The 16,825-nt window shown below is 35.7% G+C and carries 15 protein-coding genes and 1 riboswitch; of the genes, 9 read left to right on the top strand and 6 right to left on the bottom strand.

All coding sequences use genetic code 11. The annotated features are described in order from the left end of the window. The first annotated feature begins 280 nt into the window (after window positions 1–280). From B6C99_RS10225 to tenA, 3 genes are all read left to right on the top strand, one after another. Window positions 281–514 (top strand): hypothetical protein, encoded by a 234-nt coding sequence (locus B6C99_RS10225; protein WP_086359728.1) that lies wholly within the window; start codon window positions 281–283, stop codon window positions 512–514. Window positions 515–656: 142 nt separating this feature from the next. Further along, entirely contained in the window at window positions 657–1,154 is a 498-nt protein-coding gene (locus B6C99_RS10220) for a DUF1161 domain-containing protein (protein ID WP_086359727.1), read from the top strand. 60 nt (window positions 1,155–1,214) lie between these two features. Then, window positions 1,215–1,303, top strand: a riboswitch (TPP riboswitch). A gap of 52 nt (window positions 1,304–1,355) precedes the next feature. Continuing rightward, window positions 1,356–2,018, top strand: a complete 663-nt coding sequence (gene tenA, locus B6C99_RS10215) for a thiaminase II (RefSeq protein WP_086359726.1) — start codon at window positions 1,356–1,358, stop codon at window positions 2,016–2,018. Between the two features lie 69 nt (window positions 2,019–2,087). Here the strand turns inward: tenA and asnA are convergent, their stop codons facing one another. From asnA to allC, 6 genes are all read right to left on the bottom strand, one after another. Further along, window positions 2,088–3,080 (bottom strand): aspartate--ammonia ligase, encoded by a 993-nt coding sequence (gene asnA / locus B6C99_RS10210; RefSeq protein WP_086359725.1) that lies wholly within the window; start codon window positions 3,078–3,080, stop codon window positions 2,088–2,090. 267 nt (window positions 3,081–3,347) lie between these two features. Next, a complete protein-coding gene (gene allD / locus B6C99_RS10205) occupies window positions 3,348–4,397 on the bottom strand; it encodes an ureidoglycolate dehydrogenase (RefSeq protein ID WP_086359724.1) in 1,050 nt (349 codons plus the stop codon). 52 nt (window positions 4,398–4,449) lie between these two features. After that, window positions 4,450–5,352, bottom strand: coding sequence for a carbamate kinase (locus B6C99_RS10200; RefSeq protein ID WP_086359723.1), 903 nt, complete (start codon window positions 5,350–5,352; stop codon window positions 4,450–4,452). A gap of 40 nt (window positions 5,353–5,392) precedes the next feature. Next, the gene (gene allE, locus B6C99_RS10195; protein ID WP_086359722.1) at window positions 5,393–6,172 is read right to left on the bottom strand and encodes a (S)-ureidoglycine aminohydrolase; all 780 of its coding nucleotides are present in this window, start codon (window positions 6,170–6,172) and stop codon (window positions 5,393–5,395) included. 153 nt (window positions 6,173–6,325) lie between these two features. Beyond that, the gene (locus B6C99_RS10190; RefSeq protein ID WP_086359721.1) at window positions 6,326–7,570 is read right to left on the bottom strand and encodes an MFS transporter; all 1,245 of its coding nucleotides are present in this window, start codon (window positions 7,568–7,570) and stop codon (window positions 6,326–6,328) included. Between the two features lie 12 nt (window positions 7,571–7,582). Beyond that, the gene (gene allC, locus B6C99_RS10185) at window positions 7,583–8,809 is read right to left on the bottom strand and encodes an allantoate deiminase (protein ID WP_086359720.1); all 1,227 of its coding nucleotides are present in this window, start codon (window positions 8,807–8,809) and stop codon (window positions 7,583–7,585) included. Window positions 8,810–9,222: 413 nt separating this feature from the next. Here allC and B6C99_RS10180 point away from each other — a divergent pair, with 413 nt between their 5' ends. The 6 genes from B6C99_RS10180 (at window position 9,223) to B6C99_RS10155 (ending at window position 16,820) form a co-directional block, all read left to right on the top strand. Then, window positions 9,223–10,890: an acyl-CoA synthetase FdrA gene (locus B6C99_RS10180; RefSeq protein WP_086359719.1), complete on the top strand. Its 1,668-nt coding sequence runs from the start codon at window positions 9,223–9,225 to the stop codon at window positions 10,888–10,890. Between the two features lie 11 nt (window positions 10,891–10,901). After that, entirely contained in the window at window positions 10,902–12,161 is a 1,260-nt protein-coding gene (locus B6C99_RS10175; protein WP_086359718.1) for a DUF1116 domain-containing protein, read from the top strand. 3 nt (window positions 12,162–12,164) lie between these two features. Next, a complete protein-coding gene (locus B6C99_RS10170; protein WP_086359717.1) occupies window positions 12,165–13,118 on the top strand; it encodes a DUF2877 domain-containing protein in 954 nt (317 codons plus the stop codon). Window positions 13,119–13,121: 3 nt separating this feature from the next. Further along, complete coding sequence (gene allS, locus B6C99_RS10165) at window positions 13,122–14,045, top strand: HTH-type transcriptional activator AllS (protein WP_086359716.1); 924 nt, start codon at window positions 13,122–13,124, stop codon at window positions 14,043–14,045. A 57-nt stretch (window positions 14,046–14,102) separates the two neighbouring features. Further along, window positions 14,103–15,335 carry an alanine--glyoxylate aminotransferase family protein gene (locus B6C99_RS10160; protein WP_086359715.1) on the top strand — a complete coding sequence of 411 codons (1,233 nt, stop codon included), beginning with the start codon at window positions 14,103–14,105 and terminating at the stop codon, window positions 15,333–15,335. 201 nt (window positions 15,336–15,536) lie between these two features. Continuing rightward, window positions 15,537–16,820, top strand: coding sequence for an MFS transporter (locus tag B6C99_RS10155; RefSeq protein WP_086359714.1), 1,284 nt, complete (start codon window positions 15,537–15,539; stop codon window positions 16,818–16,820). The last annotated feature ends 5 nt before the right edge of the window (window positions 16,821–16,825 follow it).

Genomic DNA, 16,825 nt, shown 5'->3' with positions numbered 1-16,825 from the left:
TAGTATTAGATAGTTATTAACAGGTTTATTAAATACTTATCAAATAAAAAAGTGAATAATTTAAAATCGAGTAATTGCATTAATTTCTAACTTATTGTTTTTTCGTTTGGTTCGAGTATTGTCATCTAAAAGTGATTGGATTATAGTTAGAGCTAGCCTTAGCCTATTTCATGGGGTTAGATTCATTTTTCAAATTAATAATGATGTCATTAATTCAGATACTAATTAAATTTAATTTAATGATTAATTAGATAAACTTAATAAAAATAAGGAAATCAAAATGGTTGACATTAATCTTTCCGATGATTTGATAAAAGATTTTATCTATTCTATTTACCGTAAAGAGGTACTTTTAAATTTAAAAGGTGTAGTTCTGACTGAAGAGGATCGCAAACAACTGCACGAAAAAAGAGATTTTGTTAATCGATTATCTGAGACTGAATTATCCGATATTCGGTCTTGGGTGCTAAATAAATTAAAATTACTCGAAAATCAACACCAAGTACATAATTGAGAAAGAATTTATCTAATTTGATATAAAGCTAGCTTTTTTAGTATATTGATTAAATTTATTTGAAACATTGTTTAAAACGATATAGACAGTTTAAACAATAGTTCTATAATGAATTTATCTTACATGAAATAAAGGAAAAAGTATGAAAAAGTTAGCGATAGTGTTATTGTTAGGTCTTCCTATAATTGCTTCTGCATCTAATTGTGATGAAATTAGTGCGAATATTGCTGAAAAAATCAAAAACAACGGCGTTAATGAAGACAATTTCCAATTAAAACTTGTTCCATCAGACCAAGACGAACAAACCATAAAAGGTCAAATAGTAGGGTCATGTGACCGTGGTAAACAAAGCATTGTCTATATTCGGGCTCAATACAGTTCTACAAAAATTACTAAAGATGAATCAAAAACATCTGTCGAATCATCAATTTCACCAAGCCTACAAACGGAAAAAAGTAATAATATACCCAATGTAAGTGACCATCCAGTTCAGACTCAAGTTTCCGCACCAGCTTCGGATTCAACCACTACTCCAGCACCAGCCCCAGTACCTTCTGAAGCTGAAAGAGAAAAAGTTCAAACTTCTGCACCGTCAACTACAGAAAATCAGGAACCAAAAATAGAACAAAAAACAGAATAATCAAAGGAAGGCCTAAATAATAAATTTGTACTTATCTATTTTATATATTTTTATAAAATAAATGTTAAACCGGGGTGCCTTAGGCTGAGATTATACCCGTTGAACCTGATTCGGTTAGTACCGACGAAGGGAGTATAAAACACGCTTTTCTGCAAGTCTGTTGAACTCCTTACTTACTAATTTTTATAAAAAGGAGTCATCATGTCGTCATTTTATTCACTTATTGAGTCATGCCAAAGTGATTGGGATAACTATATTCAACATGAGTTTATTCAACAATTAGGTAAAGGTACTTTAGATATTGCCTGCTTTCAACACTATTTAAAACAAGATTATCTTTTTCTTATCAATTTTTCCCGAGCATGGGGGGTAGCAGTGTATAAAAGTCATGATCTGGCTGAAATCAAACAATCTTTAAATAGCTTGAAAGCAATTGTTGAAGTTGAACTAGACTTACATATTGAATATTGTAAAAAGTGGCAAATAACTGAGAACGAACTTAATCTATTAACTGAAGCCAAAGCAAATAGTAAATATACGGGTTATGTGTTGGATGTTGGATTACATGGGGATATATTAGATTTGCATATTGTATTAGCGCCTTGTTTAATTGGTTACGGTATGATTGCTGATTGGTTAACCAAACAACATTGGTATGATGCTAACAACAATAGGTATAATAGTTGGGTTAAAATGTATGCTAGCAAGGAGTTCCAACAAACAATGCAAAATGAAATAGCATGGATTGATCAGCGGTTAGTAAATTTAGATGCTAGTCGCATTGAACATTTAACAAAACTATTTAGGCAAGCAACTAAACTTGAAATTGGTTTTTGGCAAATGGGATTAGATAAAAGTATTTAAATAACAAACATACTTTACCACTATAGATAAAGTATGCTGAATTTGAACTATATTTAAACAATGTTTAAACTAAAGTAGTTTTGAATAATTTTGTTTGGTGGCATCGTCCCAAACGCTTGCTTGTACTTGACCAATATGTTGTTGCTGTAAAAGTAACATGGTTAATCGTGATTGGCCAATTCCACCACCAATTGTTTGTAAAAAATCACCATTAGCTAATGCTTTATGCCATGCATATTCAAGGCGATCTTCATTATTAGTCAGTTTTAATTGTCGTTTTAAGGTTTCTGGATTGACACGGATCCCCATTGATGAGATTTCAAAACCACTATTTAACACAGGATTCCAAACTAAAATGTCACCATTTAAGCCTTTTGAACCCATTTCATTATCACTACTCCAATCATCATAATCAGGAGCACGGACATCATGTTTTTCATTATTTGATAATTCACCACCAATACCAATTAAAAATACGGCGCCTAACTCTTTGGTAATTGCATTTTCACGCTCTTTTGGTGATAAATTTGGATAACGTTTTAACAGTTGTTCACTATCCATAAAGGTAATTGTTTCGGGTAAAAAACGCGATAGATGATATTTTTCGGAAACTGCTTTTTCAGTCGCTTTAATCGCACTATAAATTTTTTCAACCGTTTGTTTTAAATAAGCTAAATTGCGATCTTCGGGACGAATCACTTTTTCCCAATCCCATTGATCAACATAAACAGAGTGAATAGGTGAAAGTTTATCTTCATCCGGGCGCAGAGCTTTCATATTTGTATAAATGCCTTCACCAACAGGAAAATTGTGCTGACTTAACGTTTTACGTTTCCATTTAGCTAGTGAATGAACAACTTCGAATTGTGCATTAGGAATACTTTTAATATTAACTTGAACGGCTTTTTCGGTACCTGACAAATTATCTTGAACGCCATCACCAATTTGACTCAATATTGGTGCTTGAACTTCAATTAATGATAGATTATTTGCTAATTGATCGGCAAAAAATTGTTTAACAAAATTGATTCGTTGTTGCTGCTCTTTAAATGATATTGTCATGTTTAGTCTCGAAATATAAAAAAATTTGTGTTGTTAAATTAAACTAGAAAGCAGAAATATGCAAGTCTAGTTAACCGGCTTAAACGAAGGCAGAAGGCAGTCACATCGTGACCACTTGCGTGGTCGCTGCGAGAGTTGGTAAAGAATAGTTGCGTAAACCCTCTTTACTCGGACGTAATTGCCATTTAGAAATAGCCACCAAACAACAAAACGTCCGAAACTCACCGAATAAAAAAATTTGAGGAGAGGGGGTTTTTAACCTCGATACTATTCCGCAAATTTATTTTTATGATCATATCGATTATAGTGAATATCATCGCTAATTAAATAGTTATAAATATCATCAACAATTTCTATACCATTTTTTTGATAATCGGCTTCACGTTTTTTGCTTCGTTCTCCCGGGAAGAAAACTTCACTATTACCTTTGGCTGGTTTAGTTTGTTTTAGTTGGTCTAGCATAGTAGACATACTTTGTTTAAATATATCAAGGCCAATAAAATATTCAGGATTGATAACAATATGCAGATGGCCAAGGTCACGCCCTTTGGATAAATCAGCATACATGGATGAAACATTTTTACCAAATGGTAAGCCAAGTAATATGCCAGAAAGTACATCAACCATCATCATTAATCCATAACCTTTAGCATCGGCAATCGGTAATAGTGCATTTACTTTATATGGATCAGTAGTAGGCTCACCTAATTCATCAACCGCCCATGTAGCTGGAATTTGGGCACCTTTGGATCTAGCATATAATACTTTTCCCCAAGCTTGAACAGTAGTCGCCATATCGAATGAGACAATTCGCTCGTCATTGGTGGGAGCAGCAAATGCAATAGGATTGGTACCAAAAAATTCTTCAGCACCGCCATATGGGACTGCCATTGGATCCGATTGGCACATGGATATGGCGACTAAGTTTTGTTTGGCCGCCATCTCGGTAAAATAGCACAATGAACCACTGTGTGACATTCGACGAATCCCCACTACTGCAACACCATTTTTCTTCGCCATTGCTATCGCTTTGTCCATACCGACCTTAGCAGCAACTAATCCACAACCATTATCAAAATCTAAGATTGCTGACGAAGGGCCCGTCTCCTTATAGGTGACATTAGGATAAGGAGTCATGCCGCCTTTGGCAATCCGTTCAGCGTAATATTCAACTCGTACGGCGCCGTGTGAGTGAATACCTCTGGCATCGGCAAATGCCAGTGTATTTGCGGCGATATCGGCATGCTCTTGAGTTAATCCAGCTTTATGTAACTTTTTGGCAATCAAGTTATGTAGTGTTTGTCTGTCTAATCTCATATTTAAACTCCTGTCCAATGTATCTATCCGTTACTGCTGAGTTTTATAGGTGCTATTGGCTGATAATGGTACCTTTGGTTTTTGCTAATAGCGATTCAATATCAGTTAAGTTACCGATATAAGCGGTGTTACCTGTTTGCTCAACAAATTCAATCACTGATTTTATTTTTGGTCCCATGGCGCCATCATCAATAGCCATTGGTTGTATACGTTTGGTATCGACTTTTCCTAAAGCTTTTTGTTGTGGCGTACCCCAATTTTCATACACTGCATCTGTATCGGTTAATATCATTAGATGGTCAGCTTTTAATTCAATAGCGAGTTGTGCTGCACTATGATCTTTGTCAATGACAGCTTCAACACCTTTATAACCAGTATTATCTTTTATTACAGGTATACCACCACCACCGTTACAGATAACGATAGTATTCTGGCTTAGCAATTCTTTAATAGTATCAAGCTCGATTATTTTTTTCGGTTTTGGCGATGCCACAACTCGACGAACATATTTACCATCTTGCTTGAATTGCCAACCATATTGATTTTGTAGATTCTGTTGTTCTTCTGGTTTATACACAGGACCAATATATTTGGTTGGATCTTTAAATGACGGATCGTTATTGTCGATCTCAACTTGGGTTAATACGCAGGCGACTTGGTTGATATTTTCATATTGTTGTAAGCTGCGTTGTATCATATAACCTAACATGCCTTGGGTTTGTGCAACTAGGACATCGAGAGGATAGGCTGGCACGCTTGGATAACTGGCATTTTGTAAGGCAAGTAGTCCTACTTGGGGGCCATTGCCATGGACAATTACCAGTCGATATTTATTGGCTAATTTTGCTATAAATTTGGTGGTGCTGTTGATATTTTGATATTGGTTATCAATAGAAAGTAATTCGTTTCGTTTTGAAATTGCATTACCACCTAGTGCAATAACTATCAGTTCCATATGGTGTCCTTTGAGATATTTAGCTAATAAAGTTTTTTGTTTAGATATTTATATCGCGATGACAATCTTTGGAATAGATATAACTCAAAGGCTGTTGGCCTACCGCATAACAAGCTTGCAATGCATAAGCACCCATAAAGATATAATCATCCTTTTTTACTGGAATCCATTGATTATCAAGTAGGTACATTCCTTCACCGCTGAGTAGGTAGGCGCCATGTTCTTGTACATGAGTCTCAATATAGCCATGGCTGGCACCAGGTAAAAAGGTGAGAATGTGAAAGTTCATATCAAAACCGAGCTCTTTAGGCAGTAGGTCTTGAATAAATACGTTATTCATATTTTCATAATTAACACGTTCTAATTGCTCAACATGATTGACAATAACTCGTGTTTGGTAACCTAAAATAGGATTGTAGCGACGCTTATATAAAAATAAGCGTGATGAAGAAGCCAAATTTTGTAAGTAAAGCTTAACGCCAGCAGGGCAATAGATATATCCGCCAGCATGCAGATCATATGATTGTTCACTTGCTTTAACCTTGACTTCACCTTCGATCACATAAGCAAATACCTCAATACCATCATCACCAAATCCTTGTAAGTTTTGACCATCTTGATACATGGTAACCAGATAATCAACAAACGAAGCGCCTAATTTAGGGGTAGCTAAAATAGTTATGTCACAATTTTCAAAACCGGGAATAATATTTTTAACCAAACCATCTGGAGGAATTAAAGCGAAGTTTTGACGCTTGATAACTGCGCGTGATGCTAACAGGTCTTTTGGATAACCGGTATTATTATTGATATATCCCATAATGATCTCCTTGGAACATATAATGTTCGGTCTGCTATGGATTTTAGGTAGAACAGACGTAAACCTAAAAGCATAACTTGATTTACTAATTTTTAGTTGGTCGACCATTTACTCGAGCTATAGCTCGGTAAATAGTCGACATATTTTGCGCAATCAGTAAGTTATATGTTTACGCAAATTAATTAAAAAGAATAACGCCGTTGCAATAATTAATATTGCTATAGCAACATAAAAACCAGTAATTTTGGTACCGGTTATATCCGCTAGTAAACCTGTCAACGGTGGTGCAATAACGGATGAACTCATACCAAAAAAGTTAAATACACCAAATGCGGTGCCATAACTATTTTTTGGGGCAATGTCAGCAACATGAGAAATCAAAATCGGTTCAACTACAAATTTGCCAAACAATCCATATAAGACTAAGCCAATTAGCAACAATGTGATGGTAGCTGATTGGACCGCCATTAACAGTGTTACCGCTGAAAGCAGCTCTAATACGATAATAAACATCAGTCGTTTAGATCTAAATTTATCAGAAATTTTGCTGATAACTAATGCACCAGGAATAGCAGCGAAGGCAACCAACGAGGATGCTGAACCAACACTACCGCCGGAAAAACCCCGTTCAGTTTCAAGAAAGTTGGGTAACCAACTTACTACCATGTAATAGCCATAACAAGTGGCAAAGTACATGATATAACAAGCAACCATTGGGCTTGTAAAAAAGCTGTGTTTTTGTTTTGTTGTCGTTTCGGTTACGGTTTTATGTTTTTGCTGTTTGTTGCGTGCGATAACAGTTTTAATCGATGGCTCTTTAATGATTATGGCAAATCCAGCTATTAAAGCGAGAGTTAATGCTGCAATAATGAAGAGCATATATTGCCATGGCATATCTAATGATTTAACTAAAAAGCTGGTAGATAGTAAACAAATCCCCATACCTAATGCTGCACCAGTATTGATAATTGCCGAGGCAAAGCTACGATGTTCAGCAGGAATATTTTCTGCTGACAGTGACCATGCAGAACCATAATAAGAACCACAACCTAAACCAGCAAGTAAGCTACCGATATAAATCATCATCATCGAATGAGCATTACCAATTATTACCGCTGCAATAGTGAACAAAATAAAGCCTGGGATAACCACGGCTTTTTTACCATATTTATCGACTAAGATCCCTGCTGGAATTTGCATCAAGGTATAAGAAAAAAAGTAGCAACTAGCAATTAATCCTAGTTCAGTGTTTGATTGTGGACCTACAGTTTGTTGAATCTCCGGAAAAAGCGCAGCTAAAACAGGGCGATATATCCACATTACTAACCAACCAAGGAATAATAAAGCAACAATTTTATGCCAGTACTGAATGCCACCTTTTGTTTCTATTGTTGTCATTTTACTTCCTTATTATTCCTGATAAGCCAATTGGTAAAGCGCATAGGTTAATGCTTTTATGCCTTCGACTAAGTCTTCAGTTTTAGTATCTTCTGCTGGATTGTGGCTTATACCTTTGATACTTGGAACAAATAACATGGCGGTAGGTACTCGTGGTGCAAAAATCTGTGAGTCGTGACCAGCACCGCTGTGCATAACACGATAGCTAAGGTTTTCTTGTTGACAGATATCTTTCAACATTTTGATTAATTGATCATTCATTGGGATTGGCGCTTCATCCATCCAACGATTTATTTCGATCTCAAGACCGAGTTGTTTAGCGATACCGAGCATATCGGCTTCCAATTCTTCAGTGAATTTTTTGAGTTCAGCTTGATCAGTATGACGACAGTCTATCGTAAACATCACTTCACCTGGCACCACATTAACTACATTGGGTTTAGGATCAACATGACCAAAGGTTAATACTAATGGATCGCCTATCTTGATCGCTTTATTGATAGATTCGTGGCAAATTCGGCTAAAGGCATAGATAGCATCTTTACGGTAACTCATTGGTGTGGTACCTGCATGATTGGCTTCACCAACTAGACGAACATTATAACGGCGTTGGCCTACGATGCTGGTAACAACACCAATACTTTTTTGTTCTCTTTCAAGCACACCACCTTGTTCAATATGAAGTTCTAAAAAGGCTTTGATATCAGTTCGTGCTTTTTGGCTGTTAAATTTAAAACCACAGCAGCTCATAGCATCAACAAACTTGATTCCATTATTATCTCGAATTGTGGCTACATCGTCATTGTTCGCTATGGCAAAGACGTTTTTACTTCCCCAAAAGACATAAGGAAAACGGCTGCCTTCTTCTTCGGCCATTGAGATAAGTTCTAAACTGCGTAATGGTTGGCCATAGTTTTCTTTTAGATATTTCATAGCAAGCATAGCAGCAATAATGCCTAATTGCCCGTCAAGTTTTCCGCCATTTACGACCGTATCAACATGGGAACCAGACATAATCACCTGTTCTTTATATTTGCTACCTTCAAATCTGCCATATAAGTTTCCTACATCATCAAAATAGGTATCCATGCCGATTTGCGTAAGTTTTTCTTTAAGCGCATTTTGGGCAGCCAGCCACTCAGTAGTATAAAGTAATCGTGTTGTGCCACCTTGTTCTAAACCACCAAAACTGGATATCCATTTAACTGCATTAGCAACATCATCATATAAAATATTCATTAATATTTACCTATTTTTTAAAACTCGCCGTCCATTATTAACATCAATCATGATTAATATTAACTACACATATCGTATTGTTTCGATATTCAGGAGCATTTTAAACGTTTTTTTGTATTTGTTTACCATACTATTAATAGCAAATAATAATGTGATCAAACTAGCTTTTTTATATTTGTGAAATTTAATTAAATTAATTAGTTACTATTATAAAAAATTTTTTAACAATATTTTATAATACTGATTTTAAATAATATTATATTTTTGTTATTGTAATTGTTTTGTGATGTATAAACTGCTTATTACTGATTTTTTCCGTAATATATAAGTACAATCTAATTGTTAAATTTTTATAATGAGCTTAATGAGGTTCAAAATTAACAGCATTTATCATATTTGAGAGGCCTATTCTCATGATTCAATCTTTTATAAAAAAGGGAAGCTTTCAAGATTCCGTCAGTTTGATGTTGATATCAAAAAAACTCAGTAATCTTGATGAGGTTGATGAAGTATCTGTCATGATGGGTACTCCTGCCAATAAGTCTTTATTAACCGCAACTGGTTTTTGGAGTGATAATTTTAATGATGCTACACCAAATGATATTTGTGTGGCGATTAAAACCAACGATGATTCTACAGATGTTGTCGAGTTAATCAGTCAACAACTTGAAGATGCTTTAAAAAATATTGCTCAAGCTCAACAAGGTGGCGCAAAGCTGCTCAAAGCCAGACGGCTAGCCAGTGCGACCAAAAAATTATCTGATGCCAATTTGGTTTTAATTTCGATAGCGGGTGAATACGCTGCTGAGTTAGCCGATCGCGCTTTAGATGATAATAAAAACGTTATGATCTTTTCTGATAATGTATCAATTGAAGATGAAATCCGTTTAAAAACAAAAGCAGCTGAAAAAGATTTAATTGTCATGGGGCCAGATTGTGGGACTGCATTTATTGCTGGTGCTCCATTGGCGTTTTCCAATGTTATTCCAAAAGGAAACATTGGGGTAATCGGTGCATCTGGCACCGGTATTCAAGAGGTGGTTTCGCAAATCGCTTTATTAAATCAGGGAATTACCCAAGCTATTGGTCTTGGAGGACGTGATTTATCTCTAGAAGTTGGAGGAATTAGTGCACTCACCGCCTTAAAAATGTTAGCGGCTGATCCCGAAACTCAAGTCATTACCTTTATCTCGAAACCTCCTGCGGAAAGTGTTAGAGAAAAAGTTATTTCGGCTATGAAGTTAATTGATAAACCTGTAGTAGCACTATTTTTGGGCTCTAAAATTGATAAACCTAAAGATTATAATATCTATTTTGCCAGAACATTAGATGAAGCTGCTCGATTAGCCTGTTTATTAAGTCCAGTTGAAGCAATAGCAAATAATTTACCTAATTTAGCTAACAAAACTATTACAGGATTGTATACTGGCGGAACTTTAGCCTCAGAAGCGGCAATGCTGTTGGCAGAGGAACTGAATCTAACAACAAGTCATCATCATGATAAAGGGGTTATGTTAGAACAAAATGGACATAAAATTATCGATTTAGGTGATGATTTCTATACAGTAGGTAAACCTCATCCGATGATCGATCCTTCAATCCGTGAAGATGAAATCGCTCAACTCGGCAATAAACCTGATGTTGGTGTATTACTTATTGATTTAGTAATCGGTTATGGTGCAAATGCTGATCCTGCCGAATCAGTGATTTCTGGTTATCAGAAAGCTTGCGCTAAACGTGACGATAACCATCCATTAATTGCTATCGCAACTGTGACCGGTTCTGAACAAGATCCTCAGTGCCGTAGTAAGCAAATTGAAGCATTAAAATCAGCAAATATTGTTGTGATGAATAATTTACCCGAAGCTATCTTGCTAGCTAAAAAACTCATTACAACAAATAAATCTGCCAATTTAGTTAAACCTTATCCTTTATTAAGTCATATTAGTGTTATTAATGCTGGTTTAAGAAGTTTTGCTGAAGATCTTCAGGCATCGAATATTCCTGTTGTGCATTATCAATGGGCGCCTATAGCCGGCGGCAATAAAAGATTAGCGGCTATTTTGCAAAAATTAAATTAAGAGGTTTTGATATGTTAAGTACCGCAATAAATGAAGCAAACCAAAAAATTATTGAACGAATTAAAGCGGCTAGACCACATTGGGTAGGTGTTATTGCTGCTAAAGAAGCCGTACCAACATTGGCGCAAGGTAAAAAATTATTACATGCTGGTCCTCCAATTGTTTGGCATGATATGACTGGACCAATGCAAGGAGCCTGTATTGGTGCATGCTTGTTTGAAGGTTGGGCACAAGATGAAAAGCAAGCTTTGCATCTATTAGAATCTGGACAAGTAGAATTTATCCCGTGTCACTCTGTCAATGCTGTTGGTCCAATGGGCGGGATAACTTCAGCCAATATGCCAATGATTGTTGTAGAAAATATCACTCATGGTAATCGAGCTTACTGCAATTTAAATGAGGGCATTGGTAAAGTAATGCGTTTTGGTGCTTATGGCCAAGAGGTTTTAGACCGTCATCGTTGGATGAAGGAGTCATTAGGACCAGCATTAAATGATGCATTAAAACTATTTGATAAAGGTATCGATTTAACGGCTCTTATGGCACAAGCCATAACTATGGGTGATGAATTCCACCAACGTAATATTGCTGCTTCAGCACTATTGTTACGAACGCTTTCTCCAAAATTAATTTTACTTGACCGTAGTAAGGAAGAATTGGAAGAAATCTTCAGCTTTTTAAGTGTGACAGATCAGTTCTTTTTAAATGTTGCTATGGCATTTTGTAAATCCATTATGGATAGCGCAGCGCAAATCAAAGAAGGTACCATTGTTACTGCAATGACTCGTAATGGCAAAGAGTTTGGAATTAAAGTCAGTGGACTTGGCGATCAGTGGTTTACTGCACCAGTTAATACCCCTCAAGGTCTTTTCTTTACTGGGTATTCCCAACAAGACGCCAATCCAGATATTGGTGATAGTGCTATTACTGAAACTTTTGGTATTGGTGGAGCCGCTATGGTTGCCGCACCAGGTGTAACTCGTTTTGTTGGTGCGGGTGGCACAGATGCTGCTTATGAAGTATCGGAAGAGATGAGTGAAATTTATTTAGAACATAATATGCTATTCCAAATTCCAACTTGGAATTTCCAAGGCTGTTGTTTAGGTTTAGATCTTCGCTTAGTGGTCGAAACAGGTATTACACCATTAATTAATACTGGTATAGCTCATAAACAAGCAGGTGTGGGCCAAATTGGTGCAGGAACGGTAAGAGCTCCATTAGCATGTTTTGAAAAAGCACTCGAAGCATTAGCTAAAAAATTAGAAGTGTAGATTATGAAATTGATATATGCAGATGATGAATGCTTAAATAAACCGATTAACCGATCTAAGTTAAGTACCCATACTATTGATTATTGTCAACAGTATGGTCTATTTATAGCTCAATCATCGCATATCATCAAACCACTACTAATTAGTGCTGATATTCCGATAAAAGAGGGCGAATTATCGCTATTTAGTTGTTATCAACATACCATTAATTTAATCACGGCTAATCAGCAATTAATTACATTACATCGCTATAACAGTGGGTTATCACCAATGGGTGTAGTGTTTAAATCGTCTGATTTTGATTTCCTTATGTCGCTATTATTGGATAATAATAAGATATCGCTTTATCAATTGTCGACAGGTGATTTACAAATCGGCACGTTTTTCATTTCATTTGATACACATGTTTGCCAACTTAATTCAAAAAAGTATTCACTAAATAACATTAGTAAATTGCAAGTTGCTAATCAGTTAAAGCAAATTCACAATCCTACGGGATTATTTGGCCAATTAAGCAATAATGTAAATGGTCATTATCCACAGCAATTAAATCAGTTATGCAATATTATGATGAATTTAATGAATGGCAATGTTGATGATATCTCGCCGTTTATTGGTTTAGGTCCCGGTTTAACACCAAGCTTTGATGACATTATTGTTGGCATTTTAGCAGTCACCTCAAGTGATCCTTGTTTTGTTGATCGAATGCAACGATTTAAAACAGCCTTTGCAAAGTTATCATTAGATTTATTAACTACAACTGTTAGTGTTGCCTTCTTAAATTATGCATTACAAGGCAAATTTTCGATACTGGTATTACAATTCATTAACTCATTTGTAAAAGGTAACTATCATCATTCATCGATAAAAAACTTAATGAATTATGGCCACACCTCTGGATCAGATCTTTTACTTGGTATATGGTTAGGTATTGATCGTTTTGTTTTAAGGGATTAAATCATGTTAGATACAGAAACCATGCGAACCTTTATCAAAGTAGTAGAAAGTAACAGCTTTTCAAAAGCCGCAAAACTACTTTACAAAACACCTGCAGCAATCAGTTATCGCATTAAATCATTGGAAGCCGATCTCAATACCCAACTTTTTGAACGAACCACTCGAACCGTGACACTTACATTAGCTGGGCAACACCTTTATGAACAGTGTAGCCAATGGTTGCTTTGGTTATCGACTATGCCAGATGAGCTTCAACAAATCCGTGATGGTGTTGAACGTAAAATTAATATTACTATCAATAATTTATTATATGATGTTGAAGCTGTTGCCGATTTATTGGCTTTTCTGAAAGAAAAATTCCCTTTCACCCACTTTAATGTGAATCGACAAGTGTATATGGGGGTATGGGACTCGTTATTGCATGGTGAATGCCATTTAGCCATCGGTGCAACAGGTACTGAATCGCTTGATAATATGATAAACATACTTCCGCTTGGTGAAGTTAGTTGGGTATTCGTTGCGGCAAAACATCATCCTATTACTCAAATTGAGGGGGCGTTATCGAATGAAACATTACGCAAATACCCAGCAATTAATGTTGAAGATACATCTGTTCATATGAATAAACGAGTGGCATGGTTATTACCGAGTCAATCAGAGATTATTGTTCCCAATATTTCAACCAAGTTGGCTTGCCACTTAAGGGGACTCGGGATAGGTTTCTTGCCAAAATCAATCTGCCAATCTTATTTAGATTCGGGTGAATTGATTGCTTGCCGAGTTATTAATGAACGTAAACCATCGCCATTATCCTTAGCATGGAAAAAAACGCATATGGGTAAAGTGATGAATGAAATTGTAAATCTATTCAGATTTCATCATCCCCTTGCCAATAATTTTTTAAAAAATATAGATAAAAGAAGATGAATTACCAATTAGTGTGATCATCAACTAATTAACTCGATATTAATAAAGGAAAAAATAATGTTAGATCTAAATAAATATGATCAAATTAATCCGCCTTCACGGCTATTAATGGGTCCCGGTCCAATTAATGCAGATCCTCGTGTAACTAGAGCAATGGCTGCTCCTTTGATTGGACAATTTGACCCAGTTATGACTGATTATATGAATCAAACCATGTCACTTTATCGGGATATTTTCAAAACCAAAAATGAACAAACTTTTGTTATCGATGGAACAGCAAGGGCAGGTATTGAAGCAGTATTAGTATCAACGATTAAACCTGGTGATAAAGTCTTAATACCTGTGTTTGGTCGCTTTGGTTTATTACTATGTGAAATTGCTCATCGCTGTCGTGCTGATGTTCATACTATTGAAGTGCCATGGGGTGAAGTTATTGATCCTAATGTTATCGAAGATGCGATTAAAAAAGTTAAACCAAAATTATTGCTTTGTGTTCAGGGTGATACTTCAACAACTTTGTTACAACCATTAGATAATATTGGTGAGATTTGCCGTCGACATGGCGTATTATCTTATGTTGATGCTACAGCTTCAATTGTTGGTAACCCGCTTGAAGTTGATAAATGGCAACTTGATGGTGTTTCAGTCAGTTTACAAAAATGTTTAAGTGGGCCTCCAGGCGTTGCGCCACTCACATTAGGTCCGAAAATGGTCGAAATCATCCAAGCACGTAAATGCGTTGAATTAGGTATAAGATCTGATAATGACTCCAGCGGTAGTGATGAGATGATCTATTCTAACTATTTCGATATTGATATGATTATTCGTTATTGGGGATCTGAGCGTATTAATCATCATACTGAAGCCACATCAATGCTTTATGCAGCACGAGAATGTGCTCGAATCGTGTTACAAGAAGGTTTAGATAATGTTATTGAACGTCACCGTATCAATGGTGCAGCGATGGTTGCTGGTTTACAAGCAATGGGTCTGAACTTATTCGGTGATTTATCTCATAAGATGAATAATGTTGTTGGTGTTGTACGACCTGATCATATTAATGATCTTGAAGTTCGCAGTTTAATGCTCAATGATTTTGGTATTGAAATTGGCGCCTCTTTTGGTCCACTGAAAGGTAATGTATGGCGTATCGGTACTATGGGATACAATGCAAGAAAATCTTGTGTAATGCAAACCCTTACTGCGTTTGAAGCAGTATTAAATCGTGTTGGCTTTAAAACAACTCAAGGAGCTGGATTAGAAGCTGCTTGGAATGTCTACAATAAATAAATAGTAGACATTTGATAATTATAAAAAGTTCACTTAAGTGAAATAAATTATATCCATTGGATATTGAGCGTTTGATTTAAATTAATAAACAGTAATCTATTGATTAAATGATAAAAATCAACAATAGATTACTATTGCTACAAATATTAACTTTTGTTTCAAGTTAATCAAGATAACACTATTTAAACAAAAGGAAATTTAATGAATCAGTTACACAATAAAATTTCTAACTCTGGATATAAACAAAAAAAATGGAAAGGACGATATACAATACTATTACTTTTATGGTCAGGTTGGTTACTCTCATTTCTTGACCGGATGGTAATGAATGTATCGCTACCTTTTATCGGTCAAGATCTCGGTATCGACAAAACAGTACAAGGTTCGATTATCAGTGCTTTCTTTGTTGGTTATGCGTTATTTCAAATTCCGGGCGGGTATTTATCAGATAAATTTGGCCCGCGTAAAGTGATGGCTTTTGCCATTATTTGGTGGTCAATGTTTACTCTCTTTACTGGATTAATTTATGTATTACCTCTGATGTTATTGACTCGATTTTTATTTGGTGCTGGTGAAGGATGTTTCCCCGCATCATCTTGGAAAACAATTGCAACTTATTTTCCAGCTAAAGAACGGGGCAGAGCAACAGCAATTCAATCATCAGTTAATACTTTAGGGCCAGCAATTTCAGTTATTGTTGCTGTCGCTATAATTGAATGGTTGGGTTGGCGTGATGTGTTTATTATATTAAGTATTCCTGGGTTCGTACTAGGATTACTTATTTATAAGTTTATCCGCAACAATCCGACTGAAAATAGTTTGATTGATGCTAATGAATTGCAAGAGTTAGAAGTTAGCAATAGCCAAGATAACAATAATACAGCAGTAGATAACAGTTCATCTTCGTTAATAAACGTGTTGAAAATGCCAATACTATGGAAGTTATCGCTTATCTGGTTTTTGTTTGATATTACATTTTGGGGTTTCACAACTTGGTTACCAAGTTATTTACTCGAAGCAAGAGGTTTATCCCTTTCAAAAACTGGGGTGTTGGCGGCAATTCCTTTCCTATTTGGTGCATTAGGCACATTAGTCGGTGGATATTTTGCTGATAAATTTGAACACAAATTAAAATATGTTTATGGCTTAACTGCTTTTATATCTGGCATATTTCTCTTCTTTATGTTTCAGGTTGATAATCTGCAAGCGGCTATTATTTTCCAATGTCTATCAGCACTATTTATGTTTATTGCTTTTGCGATCTTCTGGGGAATGTTAATGCATATGATCCCTCCGGTGATTATGGGTAAAGCTTCAAGCATTGTTAATTTTGGTGGTCAAGTTGCTGGGGTATTATCTCCATTTATCATTGGGTTCTTAATCGATAATGCTAATGGTGGTTATAATCATGCTTTTATATTTATGGTAATAGCGCTAATTAGCTCGGCAATTTTGACTTTTTTCATCAAAAAAATGAATATTTAAAATAT

This window comes from Gilliamella sp. N-G2, assembly GCF_002142215.1.
GTDB lineage: Bacteria > Pseudomonadota > Gammaproteobacteria > Enterobacterales > Orbaceae > Gilliamella.
Note: the sequence above shows the minus strand (reverse complement) of the source record. Positions and strands in the feature narration are given on the sequence as shown.